Here is a 20,039-nt window from a genome sequence, read left to right on the forward strand (position 1 = left end):
GGTAGTGACAGTCGCTATTGTTATACTTGTCCTATAAAAACCAGCGATATGCTTGCGAACGTAAGAACCCGTTGGTTCCAAGGATGACTACTTAGCTTCCTTAAGATATTCGCTTTTGTTCTTTCCTTTGCCACGGTTCTTGATTTTATAGGCCAAAATTAGAATACCTAACCAAACTGGAGCAAGGTAAAGGGATATACGGACGATACTTAATGGTATAAGTGAGGGGGGCGTTGCTGTAGGTGAAAATGGCCCGGTATTTTGATAGCCATTCCCTGATCGGGAGTGACCTCCATGCTGATCTTATCAATCCCATTTTTCTCACAAACTTCGAATATCTCATATCCTAATCCCGCTCTATCCTCAAAATCTATATTGATAATTATCTCATCTAGATTCATACGGTTCTCCCATTTTAGCTAAATTTGATACTTTCATTATACAAAGACTGAAAGCTGATTTCATTTTGTTTGAAAAAATAAACGGCAAAATTCCGTTTAAATTGGGAAATAACCGTATTTCCTTAACAATAAAGGATTTTCCGTTTATATGAACCAAATCTTTGGATTTTATCTTTTTTAGAGTAGTTAAACGGAATATCTCCGCTTATATCTGCTTCTTATGCTTCCTCTCTATACATTAGCCGGAAATTCTCCGCCTATAATTTCTCATACCTACACGAAAATAACAATGAACAGTAACATTTACTTATGGTAGGGTTCACCGTATTAAAAAAATCACATTAAAAGAAAATAGACCTCCACGAAAGGAAGGTCTATTTGATCATTTCAAAATTGAGTTTAATATCACAATTTTATATAGATGCCGTTTACTTCTCTAAATGCTACCTATATCATAATAGTCATTTTTATCCTTTTCTCTAGCAGAAGATCCTAAACTGCTTTATAACTTTTATTTTCCTTCTTCGCTTTACTTTTTATAAGATTTGTATACCCCACATTGTTATTACCCCAAGATTTTTCATATTCCCATCCAGTTAATTGTTCAAAGACCTGGCGTGCTTCTTTTGAGGCATTCATTTTTGAGCCGCCGTTTTTCAAACGTTGGATTTCATTTATTAATACAACGTGGTTTTCCTTCGTTAACTTATAACGGTAGGAAACAATTAAGCCGCCGATTAAGAAGATCAGTGTTCCAAACAAGAGAATGGAAATAATGGCTGTAAGTGCTGATTCCGGCTGCTCTGTACTTCCGGAAACAAAGCCGGCTTCCTGTAATGCTACACCAACTAAAAATACGGCAAGAGCTTGTGTTCCTTTTCGGATTAAACTCATAACCCCAGCAAAGACACCTTCACGTCTTTGGCTTGTCAAAGCTTCATCAACATCTGGAATGAATGCATAGTTGTTCCAAGGGATGTAGTTCAATCCGCCTCTTCCTAAACCACAAATACCGATCATCACGAATAACAATAATGTGCTGCCCGTTGAACCTGTATATTGGAGTAAGATGAATCCAACAATTCCAGCAATAAAGAACGAAATAGCTGTTCGGAAGGCTGGTGCAGGATTCAATTTGATTGTTATGGTCATAGCAATCCAAACACCAATAATCTGCATGACATACATAAAGGCTAACATGTTTGAAGCAAATACCGCACTTTTCATTAGAGCAAAGACGACAAAGTAAGTAAAGACTGCATTGAAAACATCCTGGCTTAAATAGCCGCCTAAATACATACCAAGATGATGGCGGAAGGTTTTAACTCTAAGTGTTGAAAACAAATCAGCATAAATTTTATGAACGTTTTGTAAAAAGGTTCTCTTATTGATTACTTCTTCAACAGGTATTTCTTCAAGTGGCCGTTCCCAAGTATTTTTATAGATTAACGCTAGCACAATCATAAATATTGCTGTAAAAATCATACCTGAATACAAGAATGATAGGGGATTATCCTTACCCAACGCTTCGACAAGCCGGCCAGGAATAAATGCTGCAAAGACTGCTGATGTTTGGGCTACAAACATCCTTGCCCCTGTAAATTTCGAGCGGATTTTATAATCGTTACTCATTTCAGCAGCTAATGTATCATAAGGGATTAAAATCATTGAGTAAACTAATTCAAATAGGATATAGGTTAATAAATAATACCAATAACCAAATCCATTAACCCAAATCGCCGTATAAACTAATACAAGAGGAATGGCAGCTAAGATAAAGAATTTTCTCCTGCCAAACCGGCGTCCTAATTTTGTCTTATGGAAATTATCTGTGATATAGCCCATTGTTGGTGCAGCAATGGCATCAACAACACGTGCGATGGCAAAAATGGATCCTGCTTCTACAGCCGTTAGGCCGCAAAAGGTGGTCAAGAAATAGAGTAACCATGCGGCTGTAAGAGCAAAAGCACCCGCTCCTACAAAGTCGCCTAGACCGTATGACAAATAATTAATAAACTTTGGTTGTCTGCCCATTTTATTTTCCTCCAATTTAATAATCGTCAGCATCTGCTATTCGAAACTATCTAACTTAAATTTTTTTAGATATAAGAATGAAGAAATTCGGACAAGCAAAGGACAGCAAGCGATTGCCCATACGGCATGGTTGTGATTCTAATTTCCTTATAGAAATCATGTGTATCTCCCATTCCTGTTCCTACGGATACCTTTTGCAGGGCTCCAGTTTCATCTATTTCTTCGATAAGCCCGCGGATGGCCTTGTGGGCTGTTTCTTTATAGTCCTGGCTGACATATCTCTTATGAACTGATTTTAAAATTCCATAAGCGAATCCAGCTGTAGCTGATGCTTCTAAATAAGAGGACGGGTCGTTAATTAAGGTATGCCATAATCCGCTTTCATCTTGGTATTTGGCAAGCGCTTCGATTTGCCTGTTTAATGCATCAATAAGAAATTCCCGAAGAAAATCTCCTTTTTTCAGATCTAATATCTCGATAATTTCAGGAATCGCAATGGTAATCCAGCAATTTCCTCTTGCCCAAAGTGCTTCGGCATAATTGTGATTCTCTTCGAATGTCCAGCCATGGAACCACAAGCCAGTCTTTTTGTCAGTTAAATATTTTATGTGGATGAGAAACTGCTTTTTGGCTTCTTCCAAGTATTCTGGCTTATTTAATAGTTTCCCAATTTTCGCTAACGGCAGCACGGTCATCATTAAGGTGTCATCCCATAGCTGGTTTTTGTTTTCTGGCCCATAGGTCATATGCTGCAGGCCATCTTCTTTTGTGCGAGGCATGTCATACATAACCCATTCAGCCCAATCCTCTAAATAAGGAAGGTAAGTCTGGTTTTTGGTTTCCTCGTAAAGAAAAGCCAACGTTAACATTGGTGCCATCGTATTGACATTTTTAGGCGGCACGCCTTCTTCAAATCTTGCATCGAACCATTGAGTGATTATATCCATTGCTTTTTGGTCATTGGTCAATTTCCAATATTTATAGATTCCATATAGCCCGACACCTTGAGGCCAGTTCCAAACATGCCAGCTCTTATCGTCAACGATTAACCCATCAAAATTGAGTAGAAATTCACCAGATTGATCTTTGATTTCTGTGAGGTTATTCATTAATAAATTAATAAAATGAGTGATTTCTTTTTTCTCGATAACATGATCCTTTATCACAGGTATCCCTCCGAATAATCTTTGTTTTTATATTTGTCAGCGCTATCAAATCTTATAGGTTTATTTTAATGAATACGGTTTCTTGGGACAATTCAAAAAACAGAGGTCTAGGTTCAAAAAACATTGAAGTTTTTGAACAGTCGGTGAAGAAGGCATTAAATCAAAACAAAAACCAGCACTATGGCTGGTTTAGTTATGGATAATAGTTTATGCCTCTTGGAATTTCCTTGTTATATAAGTGATGCTCTCGTCAATATACGGTTCCCTTGTGTCTTCAAATAAGATATTTAAATATGGTTTCTTTTCTTTTATTAATTTAAATAAAGCATCGTAGTTTAATAGCCCTTTCCCGACAGGCACAAACTTTATCCAATTATCTTCAATAATAAAATCCTTTGCATGCATAATGACGATTCTGTCGCCAAAGAGCTCCATTGATTCCTGTATTACACTTTCTTGTTTTTTATAATTATCGATAGATAAATAATTTACCGGATCAAAGATAACTTGGAGGTTGTTTGAATGGATACTATCGAGAAGCCTTTTCATTCGTTTGGGTGTATTGATTGGATGATTGATTCCACCTTCAATCCCTACAATGACACCAAATTTTTCAGCCTCTTCGACAAGCTCCTTCACACTTTCAACCACTTGAAGAAACGGTTCTTCTCCGAAGTTCTCTTCCGTATAGATAATCTCTGCGTTGACATTCCCTGTTTCCGTCCCAACAATACTGCAGCCAAAATCCCGGGCAAACAGGATATGCTCCTTGAACCGGTCCAATTCTCTTCTCCTTTGGTCCAGGTCAGGATGAATCATATTTATATAACAGCCTAGGACTGCAATTTGCAGCTCCTTCTTAAGGAAAGTACTTCCAATATGGTGCGCTAACCCCGGGCTTAAATTGCCTAATTTCACATTTACATTTTTTAACGATTGGCTTGTGGCGAATTGAACGGATGTAAATCCTTTTTCGGATACAACATTCACGGCCTCACTCAATGGAAGCTGTTCAATATCATGGAAGCGAATTCCTAAATTTATATTTATACTCATGACAAATCCTCCTAGTTTCATGTTAAAAAAGCCGAATCACATTTTTTATGTGATCCGGCTATTAAATTATAATTACCGTGCAAGCCATCCGCCGTCAACAGCTAGGATATGGCCATTCATATAGTCAGATGCGCTGCTGGCTAAGAAAACAACGATGCCCATTAAATCGGCTGGTGTTGCCCAACGGCCTGCAGGAATACGTGCTGTAATTTCTTCTTTGCGCCCTTCATCCGCCCGGATTGGTGCTGTATTCGCTGTTTCCACATATCCTGGAGCAATCGCATTGATTTGTACTCCGTATTGCGCTAATTCATTGGCAAATGCTTTTGTTACTCCGGCAACAGCATGTTTGCTCGCTGTGTAAGGCGGTACGAATTTGCCGCCTTGGAAAGAAAGCATGGAAGCAATATTAATAATCTTTCCACTCTTTTGTTCGACCATGACCTTTGCTACCTCTTGGCTCAAGAAGTAGACAGAGTTTAGGTTAATATCCATAACAGCATCCCAATCCTCTGGCTTATACTCAAGAAGTGGCGCACGACGGATGGTTCCGGCATTGTTCACCAAAATATCAATTTTTCCGTATGCATTTTGGCAGGCAGCCACAACATCTTTTAGCACTTCACGATTGGTTAAATCTGCTTGAAAAAATTCTACACGGCGTCCTTCTTTTTCAATTAATTCCCTAGTCTCATCCCAATCGTTATTATGCGTTACGATAAAAAGGTCTGCCCCTGCTTTAGCAAAGGCTGCGGCATAAGCTTGTCCTAATCCGGTATTTCCCCCTGTAACGATGGCAACCTTTCCTGCTAATGAAAATACATCTAATGAGAAATCACTTAATTGAGCTGTCATTTGATAACCTCCTATACATCAGTTCTATTAATAAATAATCTTGCTGACTTCGATACTAAAGTTCTATTATCTTAATTCATCCATTTTGACATGGTCCATGTCATCATACGTAATGTTTTCGCCGCACATTCCCCAAATAAAGGTATAGTTGCTTGTGGCTGTACCCGTATGAATCGACCAGCTAGGAGAAATGGCAGCCTGTTCATTTTTCATCACTAAATGTCTTGTTTCATTCGGCTGTCCCATAAAATGGAACACACGGGTATCTGGTTCCATATCGAAGTATAGATAAACTTCCATTCTTCGTTCATGAGTATGGCATGGCATGGTGTTCCACACACTGCCAGGGGATAACATCGTTAATCCCATTTGAAGCTGGCAGGACTCGCAAACATTCGGATGCACATATTGATAGATTTTTCTCTCATTTAGAGTACCTGGTTCTCCGGCTTCCAGCGGTTTTATCTTGTTAATATCAATTTTTACCGTTGGATATGTATGATGGGCTGGAGTTGAATTGATATAAAATTTAGCCGGATCTTTTGGGTCCTTTGAACGGAACAATACTTGCTCTGTCCCCTTGCCTACATATAAGCCATCACGACGCTCCATGTCATATTCAACGCCATCAAGGACGACAGCACCTGAACCGCCTATATTAATGATTCCTAGTTCACGGCGTTCAAGGAAATAATTAACACCTAATTCTTTATCCAATTTGATTGTTAAATCTTCATCCGCTGGAGTAACTCCTCCAAAAATCATGCGGTCCACATGTGTATATGTAAGATGAACCTTTCCTGGTTCGAAAAGGGTTTCTACCAAAAAGTGCTTTCTGAGTTCTTCAGTATTATATCGTTTGATTTCTTCTGGATGATTGGCATAACGAGTTTCCATAGTGAGTCTTCCTCTCTTTCATGTCTATATCTAGTTAGTAAACTTTTTTTCCTGGCCCTGGGGTAAATCGTTTTGACAAGTGCTTCCGAATCAATGGTCAACGAACAATTTTACCTGGCGTCGAATCAGCAAACTGCTTGACTTCTTCCGCTGAAAAAAGGTTGCAATCCCCAGCTACCGTATGCTTTAGTACAGACGCTGCGGTGGCAAAAGAAATGGCTTCTTCAGGTGTTGAGCTTTCAAGTACTCCATACAATATCCCTGCTGCGAAGGCATCACCGCCGCCTACACGGTCGACAATATGGTCCACTCGATAAACCTTGGACTGATAAAGTGTTCCGTCTTTATAAAAGTTTCCTTGCAACGTGTTAGTTGATGCTGAAATCACATTTCTAAAAGTTGAACTAAAGTATTGGATATTCGGGTATTTCTGGTTGATTTTTTCGTAATAATATTTAAGTTTAGTAGTTTCATCCAATTCATCTTTTGCCTTCTCAATCCCAAGCAAATGAATGGCGTCAAGTTCTCCACAGAAGCAGATGTCAGCATACGGCAGAAGTAATTGAAAGGTTTCAGCTGCCTCACTCTGACTCCAAAGCTTCGTACGATAGTTAAAATCAAAGCTGGTTTTGACACCTTTTTTCTTAGCTATTTGCAAGGCTGTCAAGGTAACCTCTTTGAGACTTGGTGATAATGCCGGTGTAATCCCCGAGACGTGGAAAAGTTCAGCATCTTGGAAAACTTCATCGAAATCGATCTCATCAATCCTCATCTGAGAAAAACTAGAATTTTTCCTGTCATAGGTTACTTGGGGACTTCTACCCCCTACGCCTGACTCGACATAATAGGTTCCTAGCCGTTCTCCCCCATGGTGTAAAAGTTCAGTATGGACACCATTAGTTTTCAAGTGTCGTTCAGCTGCTATTCCGAGTGGATTTGGCGGAACCTTGCTGACAAAGTAGACGTTATAGCCAAAATGAGATAAGGACACACTAACGTTTGCCTCAGCACCACCATAGTTCATATGTATCTGATCTGATTGGAGAAGTCTCTCCCCTGCTTTGGTAGAAAATCGAAGCAAGATTTCTCCTAGAGTAATAACCTTTTTCATAGCTTAAACCTCTCTTGCGGCTTTGACTCTTTGTACATATTCTCTTGCATACTCGGTAATTTTTCCGTAATCACCTGTTTTTGACGGAGCGGTTAAGTTGCCTCCAATCCCTACAGCCACACATCCATTCCGAATCCATTGATCAACATTGTCCAGATCTACACCGCCAGTCGGCATGATATTGATTTGTGGAAGTGGTCCTTTAACTGCCTTCACGTAATCTGGGCCAAACGCATTACCTGGGAAGAGTTTCACAATATCAACGCCAAACTCCAGTGCACGTTTCATTTCTGTCAAGGTTATGCAGCCCGGCATATAAGGAATTTGATAAAGATTACATAATTTCGCCGTTTCCTCGTCAAAACATGGACTGACAATAAATTCAGCTCCTGCTAAAATAGCTATTCTCGCCGTTGTTACATCAAGAACCGTTCCAGCTCCAATCACAACATCCTTATGGTTTTGATAATTGGACACTAACTCTTTAATAACCTGATCGGCGTCCTGGATGGTAAAGGTTACTTCAATTCCAGTAATCCCTCCTTCAATACAGGCTTCAGAAATTTTCTTTGCTTCTTCTATCGAATCTGCTCTGACAACAGCAACAACCCCGGAATCACTGACTTTATTTATCACATTCAACTTTTTCATTATGTCCTCCTTACAAAAGCACACTTTTAATTGCCAACGCTTACAATTCTTATACGTTAATTGTAAAATCCCAAGCTATTTTGAACAATGAAAAAAACAGAGTTTATCGTTCAAAAAACATAGTTATTTATATATTACTGATTCTTTTGTAAAATCGTTTGTGCCTTTTCCCTAAACATCTTAGCCCCAGCTTCCGGTGTAATTTTCTTAAACAAAATCTGTTCGGAGATATCTTTTAATAACTCCATAATTTCTGCATTTCCCAATGGAACACGAGAATCCTCTTTACTTACGTAATTAGATGCCTTTTCAACGTAATTAAAGATTTTGGTTTCTTCCTCGGTCAATTCAGGTTTAATTTGTTTAAGAACCTTTGAAGAAACCGGAACACCACGATCCCCTTTTATCAGCTTATTAGCCTCCACATTGTTTACAAAAAAGTTGATGAACTTGGCAGCTTCCAGTTTTTGCTTTGAATTCTTAGAGATGGAAAAAAACATACTTGGTCTTAGGAATAAAGCCTTTTCATTTTCGTGTTCAGGAGGAAGCTTGATGGATAGGGCACTCTTTGCCGATTGAGCAAGCCCCAAATATTGATTGGACCAGTTCCAAGTCATTGCCGCATTACCTTTGCCAATAAATTCTGCTTCATTTCCTTTTATTTGTGATTGGACATCCGGAGCAGGAAAGGCGTTTTTGTCTACTAATCTTAGCTCCCTATCAAAGTAATCTATAAATAACCGATCATCGGAATAGCCAAGACCTGTACCATCTTTATTATAAAACCGCTCGCCTTTTGTCCTTAAATAGTAGGGGAAAAATACATCCGCAGGATACATTCCATTTGTGCCGTATTTTCCGGTTGCCTGATGAATATCAATGGCTATCTTTTCAAAATCATCCCAAGTCCAAGTTTCATCGTTTAAAACAACCCCAGCTTCCTTGATCATTTTGTCATTTGTAATCACAGAAAGAACATTTGAGCCAAGAGTGAAGCCATATAATTTATTACCAATCATTCCGCCGGAAACCGCATTTTTATCAATCGACTGCGTATCAATCGTACCGTCATCCATAAAATGGGTTAAATCCTCCAATTGGCCTTTTTCACCATATTGAAATAAGTATGACGCATCCATTTGTATCACGTCTGGAAGTCTGCTGGCAGCAGCCATGGGGGCAAGCTTCTTCCAATAATCATCCCAATTGCCAAATTCAGCTTCAATTCTCACATTTGGATGTTTTTTTTCATACAATTCAATAACCTTCATCGTATCATCATGCCTTTGCTGCTCTCCCCACCAGGATACACGAAGGGTCACTTTTTTATTTCCATTTTGTCCGTTACTTAAAGAAGGATCTTCACTGCTTGATCCGCAGCCGGCGGCTAAAAGGAACAAGATAAAACATAAAAATGGTAAGCCAAACTTTCTCAACTTTTATCCCCCTTTAGGGAATGAACCTATCTCCATTCATTCTCTATTATCGAAAAAATATATGATTTCATGTCACTTTACGGTATTCGGATGGTTTATAGCCTGTATACTTTTTAAAAACTTGACTAAAATATTGCGGGTTGTTGCCAAATCCGATCATATCTGCTAAAGTTCCTACTTTGATATCGTCCATTGTCAAGATGTACTCTAAGGCCTTCTCGATTCTAATTTTCGTAAGATAAACCGAGAATCTTTGGCCAGTTTCCTCTTTAAACAACTTTCCCAGATAATCTGGATTCATAAATAGATACTCATTGGCCACCATTTTAAGAGACAAATCGGGATTACGAAGATTCGATTTTACAACCTCTATCACTTTACTAATAACAGAAGATTGTTTGGACTTAAAATGGTTATAGTATTCATTCGTCATTTTTTTGGCGGTGGTTTCGATATATTCCTTCATATGTTGAACCGTTTCCATTTTTAGCAAGGCAGAGGTTCCCATTAGATAGTCTTGCATATGCTCTGTATCGACAGTCTGTATAATAGCCATATAGAGCTGTATGCAATAGGATTTGGTCAGATGAATTCCCATTCGCAATTCAGCCATTTTTTCAAAGGCTCTAGAAATTTCTTTACATACATCTTGAACATGTCCCGACTTGATTTTCAGTACAATTTGCTGTTCATCGATAATAAAATCACCTTTTGGACAATCTTTATTACTGGGTAAAATATCATTTTTTGTGATAATGCTTCCTTCTCCCAAATAGAAACGATGTTCCAAACACTCCATAGCCTCACGGTACAGGTTTCGAGCTTTACGGATAGGGCCCCCTTCACTAATGGCAACAGTGGTATCTCTTTTGTAATACTCGTTAATGAGTTCTCTTATCTGTTCGATTTGGTCATGCAGTTTTTCTGAGTGCCCCTGATCCTCAATAAGAAATAGTGCATTTTCACCAATATTGCTATTTAACAGGATAGAATCAAATATCTCTTCCCCAATATTTTTAATGGCAAATAGATGCTCATAGGAAAAATCACCTTCTAATTTAAAAAGGATAAGCCTTACTTCTTGATCCTTTATCTCGATATCAAAAAGCTGCTGATAGTAAGATAAATCTTTGTTTGAATAACTCTTACTAGTTAAGAATTCAGTTAACAGACGTGTTTTAATATAGGGTTGGGCTTTTTTATATTTTTCCCGGAGCTCGCTGATAAAGGTATCCTGAGCCTTTTGATCCTTTAATTCACTAATAATATCGTTTAGGGCAGCGGCAATCTTATCCTCATTACAAGGCTTTAATAAATAATTTTTTACCCCATAATGCATGGCGGTCTGTGCATATTCAAACTCACTGAATCCGGATAATAGGATAAATTTTATAGTTGGAAACTCTTCATTAATCTTTGAAACAAGAGTTAGTCCATCCATACCAGGCATTTTAATATCACTGATCACAATATCAGGTTTTAGTGCCCTGATTTTTTCGTATGCCTCAATCCCGTTTCTTGCAGTTGCGACAAGTTCTGTATCTAATGACTTCCAATCAACTAAACTAGAAATCCCTTCGACAATTATTTTTTCGTCATCTACTAGTAAGACTTTATAAGACAATCTCATCACCCCGTTGAGCAGGTAAAACCACTGTGATTGCGGTTCCATTTCCTGAAAGATTTTCAATCTTCAAGCCATACTGTTCTCCAGCATAAAGCTTGATTCTATTATCAATATTATTCAGACCTATACCTGTACCTTTTGGTTTAACTTTACCTTCTTGTACCTTTTGTATGATATCGGGATCTATTCCTGGCCCATTATCTTCTATTCGGATAAAAAGTCTGTCCTCCACCTGAAACGCGCGCAGTTCAATTTTTGACACATCGATAGAAGACTCAACTACATGCTTGAATGTATTTTCTAGGAGCGGCTGCAATATTAATTTTGGAATCTTATATTTTGTAACACCGGAAGAAATGTCCATTTGAAAATGAAACTTGTCATCGAATCGGTACTTTTGAATGGTTAAATAGCTATTAACAATGTAAAGTTCTTCCTGGAATGTGATGATATCGTTTTTAAAACTTAAGGAATTTCTCAAGAGATGACTGAGGGCCTGAACCATATTTGAAATTTGCTCCTGTTTATTTGTCCTTGCCAGCCAATTGATCGATTCCATCGTATTGTACAGAAAATGCGGATTGATTTGAGCCTGCAATGCTTTAAACTCAGTTTCTTTTATTAATAACTGTTTCGAGTAGTTCTCCTTTATTAACTCATCAATTTGTTCAATCATCGTTTTAAAATTCCGATAAAGAATTCCGATTTCGTCCTCATTACTCATAGAAGGGTCTAATGAATGAACCACGGTAAAGTCCCCTTTTTGAACCTCCTGCATGGTCGTCGCCAAGTCCAGAATAGGATTCGTAATCTTCCTTAAAAAATTAAAGCCAAGGGTTATAAGAAATACGAACATCAACATAAAAACCAACACCAAAGTATATTTTGCAGCAGTAATTTTTGCGAACATGACGTTAAATGGGATGATGCTCCAGTAAGTCCAGCCCTGAAAATCGGTTTTAATATGGTTGACAAAGGTCCGATTCCCATTGATATTTACAATCCCATAACCTTGATTTTTTTTAGCCTGTAATTGATAGTCTTTTGGAAGATTCATTCCTTTTTCAGAATAGAAAACGTGGTCTTTCTTAGTCATCACCATATTTCCAGCAATTTCTCCCTGGGGCTTTGGTAAATCTCCTACAATTTTATCTAGATTAACCCGAACCAGCAGGTGGCCGATTTTTTCAAAATTCAGGTTTTCATAAGAACGGATTTGGCGCACAGAAATTAAATCTCCATTATTTCCTTCTAACTCCCGCCAATAATTTTCACCCGCATACTTATCTGCCTGTAATAAAGCTAGGTTCCTATCTGTCTTTTTAATAGGGTTACTGCTGGAGCCAGCAAGAAATTCCCTTCCTTCCAAATCATAAAGATAAATAGATTGAATATATTTTTCCGAACTGACATATTTGGCTAATTCATCTTCTATTTCCTGTTCTAGACGATAGAGATCATACCTGTTTACATTTTTATGAAGCTCTATTAAATTTTTTTGAATCTGAGGATCGACAGCAATATTATAGTTGAGCTCTTCTACTCTCTCTAACTCCTTTTCTATACTGTTAGACGACATCATCAATACTTGTGAGGATTTAGTATAAAGCTGCTCATCATATAGAGAGAATGCATATTGCAGACCACCCAATACCAATACAAGCGTAGTCAGCATAATTAATGTAATCGTTATAAAAAGCTTTGCGTTTAACTTTAAATTTTTATAGATATTTGCAAATTTTGACCATTTCTTTTTCATGTCATTCAATAAGCTCCCCTATCTAAAGTTCGGAAAGCGTTTTCCTTTTTATGTTTAGTAAATATTATTATTAACTTATTAATTATTAGTTTAATAGAAAAATGTTACCCATACCTACAAAAAACCGACAATTTTGTATAATAATCAGAGATTATTGTTACCATTTTAGGAAAACAACTGAAAAAGTCCTCTCAAACATAAAAAAGGTATAATCACCCATTTATGAGTTGATTACACCTTTTTACTTTATTTTCATTAAAAATGAATTAGATAGTGAAGTAAAAAAACTGACTCTGCCATCAAAAAATAGTTTTACCTGTATTTTAGAACGATTTATGTTATACCCTTAGTGAGCCGCGGAAACCCCTGGCAGCATAGTAGGATTCTGCTCCATTGTGGTACACAAAGACCGTGTCGTAACGTCGGTCACAAAAGATGGCCCCGCCGAGTTTTCTAATATTATCAGGAGTTCTCACCCAACTCGATGTTTTCATATCAAAACTGCCAAGTTGCTGCAGCTCCCGGTATTGTTCCTCCGTTAATATCTCAATACCCATGTCAGCAGCCATTTCAATAGCACTGTTCTGCGGTTTGTGCTGTTTCCTTGACTCCAGCGCTTCCCGATCGTAACAAACACTCCTGCGGCCTTTAGGGCTTTCCGCTGAACAATCGTAATAAACGTATTCGTCTGTGTTACGATCATGACCAACTACATCCGGCTCGCCGCCTGTTTCTTCCATTTCGTGGAGCGACCACAGTTTTTCAGGATTTGCTTCAAGCTTCGCTTGTACTTTAGCCCATTCTATACCACTATGACGATTCATGTTTTTTTCAAAACGAGCTTTCAATATATTGAGTAGTCCTTCCTGTTGTTCTGGTGATAACTTCGTTGTTTCAATTTTCATTCTAGTACCTCATCATTTAATTTATTTACTACTAGTATTTTATAACAATTTTTGAAAGGTTTAACCTCATTAATTATTTTATTTCTTACTTTTTCCCAGCAGAGTCAATTGTTTGAAGTGCAGACTATACGAAGCAGCACATGTAACGTTGGCGGGAATCATTTATAAATGGGCCAAATGAATCACTAATAATACAATAGGTGGAATCATTAATGATGGCAGCAGATTTAAAGTATTACATTTTTTAATCCCCAAAATACTTAAGCCAGACGCTAAAATCAATATACCTCCTACAATCGTTACTTCATTCAAAAGATCATTACTTAAGGAATCTTTCATAAAAATAGCAATCAAGTAAATAGAGCCCTGCCAAGTAAACAATACCAGCCCCGCCACAGCGATTCCCAGACCAAAAGTGGATGCTAGGACAATTGAAGTGATCCCATCTAACATCCCATTTGCAAGCAGATAGGTATAATCCTTCTTTAAAGCTGCCTCCACAGGACCCAGGATAGATAATGTACCAATACAAAATAAAAGAATGGCAGTCGATAAGCCTTCGGCTAGATTTCCTTTAGAATATTTATTTACTAAAGTATTAAATCTTGATTCCAGCTTCAGTTTTTGTCCAAGTAATCCCCCTATGGCTAAACTAACAATAAATAGCACAGGATATTTGCTCGAAGGCAAATGCTGCACAAGTGCGTTTATTCCTAACCCCATAGCGACTAACCCCATAGCCTGCATCAGAATTTCATGATACTCATCTTTAATCCCCTTCTTAAAGATGCTTCCGATCAAGCTCCCCGCTATGATCATCAATGTGTTAAAGATGGTTCCAAACATGCATTTATTCTCCTTTTCACAAATATTTATAGTACAAACTAATAATAAAATAAACCCTCTAGTAACTAGAGGGTCAAGTAGTTATTGTTCATTTGTTGGTGTACGGCAATAATAACTCCGTCACATATTTGTCTATGTCATTCGTTATGCCATAATCAATTAGTGTTATTTCAATAGAATCATCTATCAGTTCATAATGACGCTCTTTCATGTGTGCTAATAACTTTTTATAATAGTCGGCTGCATCCATATGTGTACCTTTAAAGCGGATTCTTAAATAGTCTCTTGGTGGTATTGTAACCGTAGAAGGTGTGATCTCGTCTCCTTCTTCAAGAACCATGAACACACTTGAATATTTATCAAAAACGTTGTTATTTAAATTAGGAATTGAGATGGAGATTCCTATTTTCCCTAAAAAAATCTCCCCATTCATTCCAAGACTATTCCTTAATTCTGTAATGGGTAATTCAATGTCGTCACCTAAAACATATTCTCGGCGTAAATAGGCTACACGCATTTCAGGAAGCCTTACTTCTGATATTTTATCTAGAGGAGAATTGATAGCATCTTCAATTTGCGATAGCCGGCTTGATAGTTTTGTTTCAATAACCTCTAATTCTCTCTTTTTTTTAACAACTTCAGCCTGTTGCTTTTTCAACATCTCTACAAGAGTATCAATTTCCCGATAATTAAAAAAATCGATAATCTTGCTTATTGGCAGATCTAGCGCTCTCAGATATTTTATTGAATTTAATCTTTCAAACTGCTGTGTTGAATAATATCGATAATTGGTCTTTTCATCAGTAAACTCTGGACGCAATAGACCAATCTCATCATAATACCTAAGCGTGGCAATTTTGACTTGAAATAGCTTTGATACTTCGCCGATTGTAAAATGCTCTTTCATAGAAAATCTCCTCTACTTATACTGAGTGACAGGCACCATTACTCAGTCGCACATGTTATTATCATGCTGTTTGTCCAGCCAGCCAATTAGATCATCTAAGAACTTCTCTTTTCCCTCCTCGTCAAATGGACGATGCTTACTTAAAGGGTACTCAATTAGCTGTTTATTGGATGAGGCAACTGTGTTAAAGAAGCTGCGAAGCTTTGTTGGAGGAGTTATTTTATCGTCAAGGCCGAATTGTAATAAGAATGGCAAGGAAATCGATGGTGCTTTATTAACCACTCGCGAAACCGCTTGGATTAAGCTTCGACCTAAACCAGGGGTCACGATATTGTGGCGTAACGAATCCGATTCGTATCTAGTCCGTATCGCTGATTTTTTCTTTAGTAATCGAAGCCTGTGAGTTTTTTTGATACTGTAGTCTGGTTTTAAACGTCCCATCAGGCTTATGCCTAACTGCTCAACCGCCGTCACTTCGTAAGAAATGGCCGGTGAAATGGCAATGATCCCTGAAATACCCCCACTATAATCCAAAGCATACTCAAGTGTAATTAAGCCGCCAATACTATGTCCCACAATATAGATCGGCACTCCAGGCTGATCAAGAGAAACGAGCTTTCGGAACTTGTGTAAATCATCCCTGAATTCATCCCATGACCGTATATATCCCCTTTTACCTGAGCTTCTTCCATGTCCACGCAGATCAAAGGCATATACAATATATTCTTTGTTCACTAGTCTTTCACTAAGATTTTGTAGACCGCCGCTGTGGTCACCATGTCCGTGAACTACTATGACGGCGGCTTTTGGAGCTGTTACGGGTTCGATCACTCGAAAAAACAAGTCAGTTCCGTCGCCCCCATTAAATGTCCCTTCTGTCATCATTCCAAGCTGTCCTCCTGGTGCTAACACTCAATAGAAATAGTTTGTTTAAATAGCTTCCTAAACTGCTCCCGATCTTCCGCTGTGAAAGGCTTGGGTCCCTTTGTTCGTTTTCCGCTTTTACGAGCCATAGCGCTTAAATAGCGTGTTTGTAATAATTGATCGATATTCTCATTAGAATACCTAAACCCTTTATGGTGGAGGACAATACATTTTTTTGCTAAACCAAGTGAGGCTAGTCCATAATCTTGTGTAACTATGATATCTCCTGCCACAGCTAATTTCATAATCCGATAATCAGCAGCATCTGCACCTTCATCTACATAAATGATTTCAACACCCAGCGGCTGCTCTGCAGTTGAAAAATGAGAAAAGCTCGTCACAAGTATAACAGGAAGCTTTGCCTCCCTGCTCTCAGATATAATAATATCCTTTACAGGACAAGCATCCGCATCGACATAAATTTTCATCTTTCACTCTCCTAACAATCAAGTTCATGAATGATTCTATTTTTTAGGCTGATCAAGTGCTTGGTAAGCTAGCTGGTACTTTCCCCCGTCAGCAACTTCAGAATGATATAAAGCCTTGAGGGCATTGTTTTTTTCAAGACCGTGCTCGGCCTTCAATTCTTTTAAGCGTGTATGCAGTTCCTTATTGTCCTTGATAAGCTGTTGCATTTGCGATTTAATATATTTCAATTTAATTATCTCCTTTTTAAAAGACGCTATAGTTCTCAAGTATATCACTAATTAAAAATGATTAGATAATGACTCATTTTCATTGTATATTCTGTTCAATTTTTACGATATTAGAAAAATGTATATTAAAATTATCAAGAAGAAAATATCATAATCGTTTTTTGATTTTTAAACGGTTGATTACATATTTCTATTAGCACTGTATAACATAAAAGAGACTTTGTTATTTACCAAAGCTTAATTCTTAACTGGAATAGCAATTTCTCAGTAACCCACCTAAATGAGAATAATAATAGTAAAAACAGAAATACTTTTATTATGGTTTTAACTTTACAAAACAAAGTATTGTTAAATTGATACATATCACTTGACAATGTAATAAGAGGTATATGATAATACTTATTGAATTAGAATTATTATAGTTTGCAAAAAACTATACACTATATTTAGGAGGAATTTGAATATGTCATTAATCGGAAAAGAAGTACAAGCATTCACAGCACAAGCTTACCATAATGGTGATTTCATCACTGTATCTGATCAAAACTTCAAAGGAAAATGGAGTGTCGTTTGCTTCTATCCAGCGGATTTCACTTTCGTATGTCCAACTGAATTAGAAGACCTTCAAAACCAATATGCAACTTTAAAAGATCTTGGTGTAGAAGTTTACTCAGTATCAACAGATACTCATTTTACTCATAAAGCATGGCATGATAACTCACCAGCTATCGGCAAAATTGAATACATCATGGTTGGTGACCCTTCTCAAAAGATTTCTCGTATCTTTGATGTATTAGATGAAGAAGAAGGTCTTGCACAACGCGGTACTTTCATTATCGATCCAGACGGTAAAGTACAAGCAATGGAAATCAATGCAGATGGCATTGGCCGTGACGCAAGCACTCTTGTAAACAAAATTAAAGCAGCACAATATGTTCGTAACAATCCAGGCGAAGTTTGCCCAGCTAAATGGCAAGAAGGCGGCGAAACACTTAAGCCAAGCCTTGACCTTGTAGGTAAAATCTAAGGTGCGTTTGCACGTATAAAAATACTAAGGGAATTGGAAGAATCCAATTCCCTTTTTTAGTACATAGCAAGTCAAATCTACCACATCACTTTTCCTTATTATAGGCCAAAATATAGATACTTTCTGCTTGACAAAATAACGAGTTCTATACGATAATAATTATTGAATTAGAATTATTATTATTTGAAAACACCAACTGACTCGCAGGAAAAATTTAAGGAGTGAGAGATTAATGATACTAGATAAAGATATAAAAGATCAGTTAGAACAATATCTTCAATTATTGGAAGGTGACGTACTGCTTAAAGTAAGCGCAGGAACTGATGATGTTTCCCGTGATACGCTTGCTTTAGTAGACGAATTGGCCAACATGTCTTCCCGCATTAAAGTAGAGAAGACTGAATTAGAAAGAACCCCAAGCTTTAGTGTGAATCGCATTGGCGAAGATACTGGGATTACTTTTGCCGGTGTTCCTCTTGGACACGAATTCACTTCATTAGTTTTAGCTTTACTACAGGTTAGCGGCAGAGCGCCTAAAGTAGATCAAAAGCTTATCGACCAAGTAAAAAATATTAAAGGTGAATATCATTTCGAATCATATATCAGCCTTACTTGCCACAACTGCCCTGACGTAGTACAAGCCCTAAACGTAATGAGCAACCTTAACCCTAATATTACGCATACGATGATCGATGGCGGTGCGTTTAAAGAAGAGGTTGAAAGCAAAGGCATCATGGCTGTACCAACTGTATTCCTAAATGGAGAATCATTCGGCAGCGGCCGTATGTCACTTGAGGAAATCCTTGCTAAGATGGGCAGCGGCTCCGATGCATCTGAACTTTCTGATAAGGAACCATTTGATGTACTCGTTATTGGCGGGGGTCCTGCTGGTGCAAGTGCAGCTGTTTATGCGGCACGTAAAGGAATCCGTACTGGTATTGTGGCAGAACGTTTTGGCGGCCAAATCATGGACACATTAGGTATTGAGAACTTTATCGGAACGAAATATACAGAAGGTCCTAAACTTGCAGCAAGTCTTGAAGAGCACGTAAAAGAATACAATGTGGATATTATGAATTTACAGCGTGCGAAACGTTTAGAGAAAAAGGACTATATTGCAGTCGAATTAGAAAACGGTGCGATTTTAAGAAGTAAAACAGTGATTCTTTCAACAGGTGCCCGCTGGCGCAATGTTGGTGTCCCTGGCGAAGATGAGTTCAAGAACAAAGGGGTTGCCTACTGCCCGCACTGTGATGGTCCATTGTTTGCTGGAAAAGACGTAGCTGTTATTGGCGGCGGTAATTCCGGGATTGAAGCAGCGATTGACCTCGCTGGTATTGTAAATCACGTAACTGTTCTTGAGTTTGCGCCGGAATTAAAAGCGGATTCTGTCCTTCAGGATCGCCTAAACAGCCTTCCAAATGTGACAGTTATCAAGAATGCTCAAACAAAAGAGATCACTGGAACTGACAAAGTAAACGGCATTACTTATATTGACCGTGAAACAGGTTCTGAACATCACATTGAATTGGCAGGTATCTTTGTACAGATTGGTCTTGTACCAAATACAGACTGGTTAGAAGGAACACTTGAGCGTACTCGCATAGGTGAAATTATTGTAGATAAAAATGCTGCAACAAGTATCCCTGGTGTATTTGCTGCAGGAGATTGTACTGACAGCCCATACAAACAGATTATTATTTCCATGGGATCAGGTGCTACAGCAGCATTAGGTGCTTTCGATTACCTCATCCGCAATTAATAAAATTACCCGAATGCCG

General features: G+C 38.0%; 19 protein-coding genes. 2 read left to right on the top strand and 17 right to left on the bottom strand.

The window, feature by feature from the left end; all coding sequences use genetic code 11:
• Nucleotides 1-209: 209 nt before the first annotated feature.
• From GXK58_RS21055 to GXK58_RS21135, 17 genes are all read right to left on the bottom strand, one after another.
• Nucleotides 210-401 carry a hypothetical protein gene (locus GXK58_RS21055; protein WP_160725143.1) on the bottom strand — a complete coding sequence of 64 codons (192 nt, stop codon included), beginning with the start codon at nt 399-401 and terminating at the stop codon, nt 210-212.
• Between the two features lie 492 nt (nt 402-893).
• Complete coding sequence (locus tag GXK58_RS21060) at nt 894-2,435, bottom strand: MFS transporter (protein ID WP_160725144.1); 1,542 nt, start codon at nt 2,433-2,435, stop codon at nt 894-896.
• Nucleotides 2,436-2,500: 65 nt separating this feature from the next.
• Nucleotides 2,501-3,544: a beta-galactosidase BglB gene (gene bglB / locus GXK58_RS21065; protein WP_160725203.1), complete on the bottom strand. Its 1,044-nt coding sequence runs from the start codon at nt 3,542-3,544 to the stop codon at nt 2,501-2,503.
• A 264-nt stretch (nt 3,545-3,808) separates the two neighbouring features.
• Complete coding sequence (locus tag GXK58_RS21070) at nt 3,809-4,651, bottom strand: sugar phosphate isomerase/epimerase family protein (RefSeq protein WP_160725204.1); 843 nt, start codon at nt 4,649-4,651, stop codon at nt 3,809-3,811.
• Nucleotides 4,652-4,729: 78 nt separating this feature from the next.
• Nucleotides 4,730-5,512: a 2-dehydro-3-deoxy-D-gluconate 5-dehydrogenase KduD gene (kduD, locus tag GXK58_RS21075; RefSeq protein WP_160725145.1), complete on the bottom strand. Its 783-nt coding sequence runs from the start codon at nt 5,510-5,512 to the stop codon at nt 4,730-4,732.
• A gap of 66 nt (nt 5,513-5,578) precedes the next feature.
• Entirely contained in the window at nt 5,579-6,409 is an 831-nt protein-coding gene (gene kduI / locus GXK58_RS21080; RefSeq protein WP_160725146.1) for a 5-dehydro-4-deoxy-D-glucuronate isomerase, read from the bottom strand.
• Between the two features lie 97 nt (nt 6,410-6,506).
• Nucleotides 6,507-7,520, bottom strand: coding sequence for a sugar kinase (locus GXK58_RS21085; RefSeq protein WP_160725147.1), 1,014 nt, complete (start codon nt 7,518-7,520; stop codon nt 6,507-6,509).
• A gap of 3 nt (nt 7,521-7,523) precedes the next feature.
• On the bottom strand, nt 7,524-8,171 hold the full coding sequence (locus tag GXK58_RS21090) for a bifunctional 4-hydroxy-2-oxoglutarate aldolase/2-dehydro-3-deoxy-phosphogluconate aldolase (protein WP_202171422.1): 648 nt from the start codon (nt 8,169-8,171) through the stop codon (nt 7,524-7,526).
• A 134-nt stretch (nt 8,172-8,305) separates the two neighbouring features.
• A complete protein-coding gene (locus GXK58_RS21095; RefSeq protein ID WP_160725148.1) occupies nt 8,306-9,607 on the bottom strand; it encodes an ABC transporter substrate-binding protein in 1,302 nt (433 codons plus the stop codon).
• A gap of 67 nt (nt 9,608-9,674) precedes the next feature.
• Nucleotides 9,675-11,231, bottom strand: coding sequence for a response regulator transcription factor (locus tag GXK58_RS21100; RefSeq protein WP_160725149.1), 1,557 nt, complete (start codon nt 11,229-11,231; stop codon nt 9,675-9,677).
• Complete coding sequence (locus GXK58_RS21105; RefSeq protein WP_160725150.1) at nt 11,221-12,993, bottom strand: cache domain-containing sensor histidine kinase; 1,773 nt, start codon at nt 12,991-12,993, stop codon at nt 11,221-11,223. Before GXK58_RS21105 ends, GXK58_RS21100 begins: the two co-directional genes overlap by 11 nt.
• Before the next feature lie 338 nt (nt 12,994-13,331).
• Nucleotides 13,332-13,898 (bottom strand): DUF4256 domain-containing protein, encoded by a 567-nt coding sequence (locus GXK58_RS21110; RefSeq protein ID WP_160725151.1) that lies wholly within the window; start codon nt 13,896-13,898, stop codon nt 13,332-13,334.
• A gap of 162 nt (nt 13,899-14,060) precedes the next feature.
• Nucleotides 14,061-14,744, bottom strand: coding sequence for a DUF554 domain-containing protein (locus tag GXK58_RS21115; protein ID WP_160725152.1), 684 nt, complete (start codon nt 14,742-14,744; stop codon nt 14,061-14,063).
• 88 nt (nt 14,745-14,832) lie between these two features.
• A complete protein-coding gene (locus GXK58_RS21120; RefSeq protein WP_160725153.1) occupies nt 14,833-15,651 on the bottom strand; it encodes a MerR family transcriptional regulator in 819 nt (272 codons plus the stop codon).
• Between the two features lie 42 nt (nt 15,652-15,693).
• Nucleotides 15,694-16,536 carry an alpha/beta hydrolase gene (locus GXK58_RS21125; RefSeq protein ID WP_160725154.1) on the bottom strand — a complete coding sequence of 281 codons (843 nt, stop codon included), beginning with the start codon at nt 16,534-16,536 and terminating at the stop codon, nt 15,694-15,696.
• A gap of 20 nt (nt 16,537-16,556) precedes the next feature.
• Entirely contained in the window at nt 16,557-17,003 is a 447-nt protein-coding gene (locus GXK58_RS21130; protein ID WP_160725155.1) for a YaiI/YqxD family protein, read from the bottom strand.
• Nucleotides 17,004-17,039: 36 nt separating this feature from the next.
• Complete coding sequence (locus GXK58_RS21135; RefSeq protein WP_160725156.1) at nt 17,040-17,231, bottom strand: hypothetical protein; 192 nt, start codon at nt 17,229-17,231, stop codon at nt 17,040-17,042.
• A 463-nt stretch (nt 17,232-17,694) separates the two neighbouring features.
• Here GXK58_RS21135 and ahpC point away from each other — a divergent pair, with 463 nt between their 5' ends.
• Both ahpC and ahpF read left to right on the top strand, forming a co-directional pair.
• Nucleotides 17,695-18,258, top strand: coding sequence for an alkyl hydroperoxide reductase subunit C (gene ahpC, locus GXK58_RS21140; RefSeq protein WP_160725157.1), 564 nt, complete (start codon nt 17,695-17,697; stop codon nt 18,256-18,258).
• Nucleotides 18,259-18,490: 232 nt separating this feature from the next.
• Nucleotides 18,491-20,020 (top strand): alkyl hydroperoxide reductase subunit F, encoded by a 1,530-nt coding sequence (ahpF, locus tag GXK58_RS21145; protein ID WP_160725158.1) that lies wholly within the window; start codon nt 18,491-18,493, stop codon nt 20,018-20,020.
• Nucleotides 20,021-20,039: the final 19 nt, after the last annotated feature.

Origin of the sequence: Bacillus sp. USDA818B3_A, assembly GCF_009928415.1 — a bacterium.
GTDB lineage: Bacteria > Bacillota > Bacilli > Bacillales > Cytobacillaceae > Neobacillus.

Excerpts from the sequence above, each read along its gene's own strand:
- GXK58_RS21055 (WP_160725143.1), bottom strand. The coding sequence starts at position 401 with ATGAATCTAGATGAGATAATTATCAATATAGATTTTGAGGATAGAGCG.
- GXK58_RS21060 (WP_160725144.1), bottom strand. The coding sequence starts at position 2,435 with ATGGGCAGACAACCAAAGTTTATTAATTATTTGTCATACGGTCTAGGC.
- bglB (WP_160725203.1), bottom strand. The coding sequence starts at position 3,544 with ATGAATAACCTCACAGAAATCAAAGATCAATCTGGTGAATTTCTACTC.
- kduD (WP_160725145.1), bottom strand. The coding sequence starts at position 5,512 with ATGACAGCTCAATTAAGTGATTTCTCATTAGATGTATTTTCATTAGCA.
- kduI (WP_160725146.1), bottom strand. The coding sequence starts at position 6,409 with ATGGAAACTCGTTATGCCAATCATCCAGAAGAAATCAAACGATATAAT.
- GXK58_RS21085 (WP_160725147.1), bottom strand. The coding sequence starts at position 7,520 with ATGAAAAAGGTTATTACTCTAGGAGAAATCTTGCTTCGATTTTCTACC.
- GXK58_RS21090 (WP_202171422.1), bottom strand. The coding sequence starts at position 8,171 with ATGAAAAAGTTGAATGTGATAAATAAAGTCAGTGATTCCGGGGTTGTT.
- GXK58_RS21105 (WP_160725150.1), bottom strand. The coding sequence starts at position 12,993 with ATGAAAAAGAAATGGTCAAAATTTGCAAATATCTATAAAAATTTAAAG.
- GXK58_RS21110 (WP_160725151.1), bottom strand. The coding sequence starts at position 13,898 with ATGAAAATTGAAACAACGAAGTTATCACCAGAACAACAGGAAGGACTA.
- GXK58_RS21115 (WP_160725152.1), bottom strand. The coding sequence starts at position 14,744 with ATGTTTGGAACCATCTTTAACACATTGATGATCATAGCGGGGAGCTTG.
- GXK58_RS21120 (WP_160725153.1), bottom strand. The coding sequence starts at position 15,651 with ATGAAAGAGCATTTTACAATCGGCGAAGTATCAAAGCTATTTCAAGTC.
- GXK58_RS21125 (WP_160725154.1), bottom strand. The coding sequence starts at position 16,536 with ATGATGACAGAAGGGACATTTAATGGGGGCGACGGAACTGACTTGTTT.
- GXK58_RS21130 (WP_160725155.1), bottom strand. The coding sequence starts at position 17,003 with ATGAAAATTTATGTCGATGCGGATGCTTGTCCTGTAAAGGATATTATT.
- ahpC (WP_160725157.1), top strand. The coding sequence starts at position 17,695 with ATGTCATTAATCGGAAAAGAAGTACAAGCATTCACAGCACAAGCTTAC.
- ahpF (WP_160725158.1), top strand. The coding sequence starts at position 18,491 with ATGATACTAGATAAAGATATAAAAGATCAGTTAGAACAATATCTTCAA.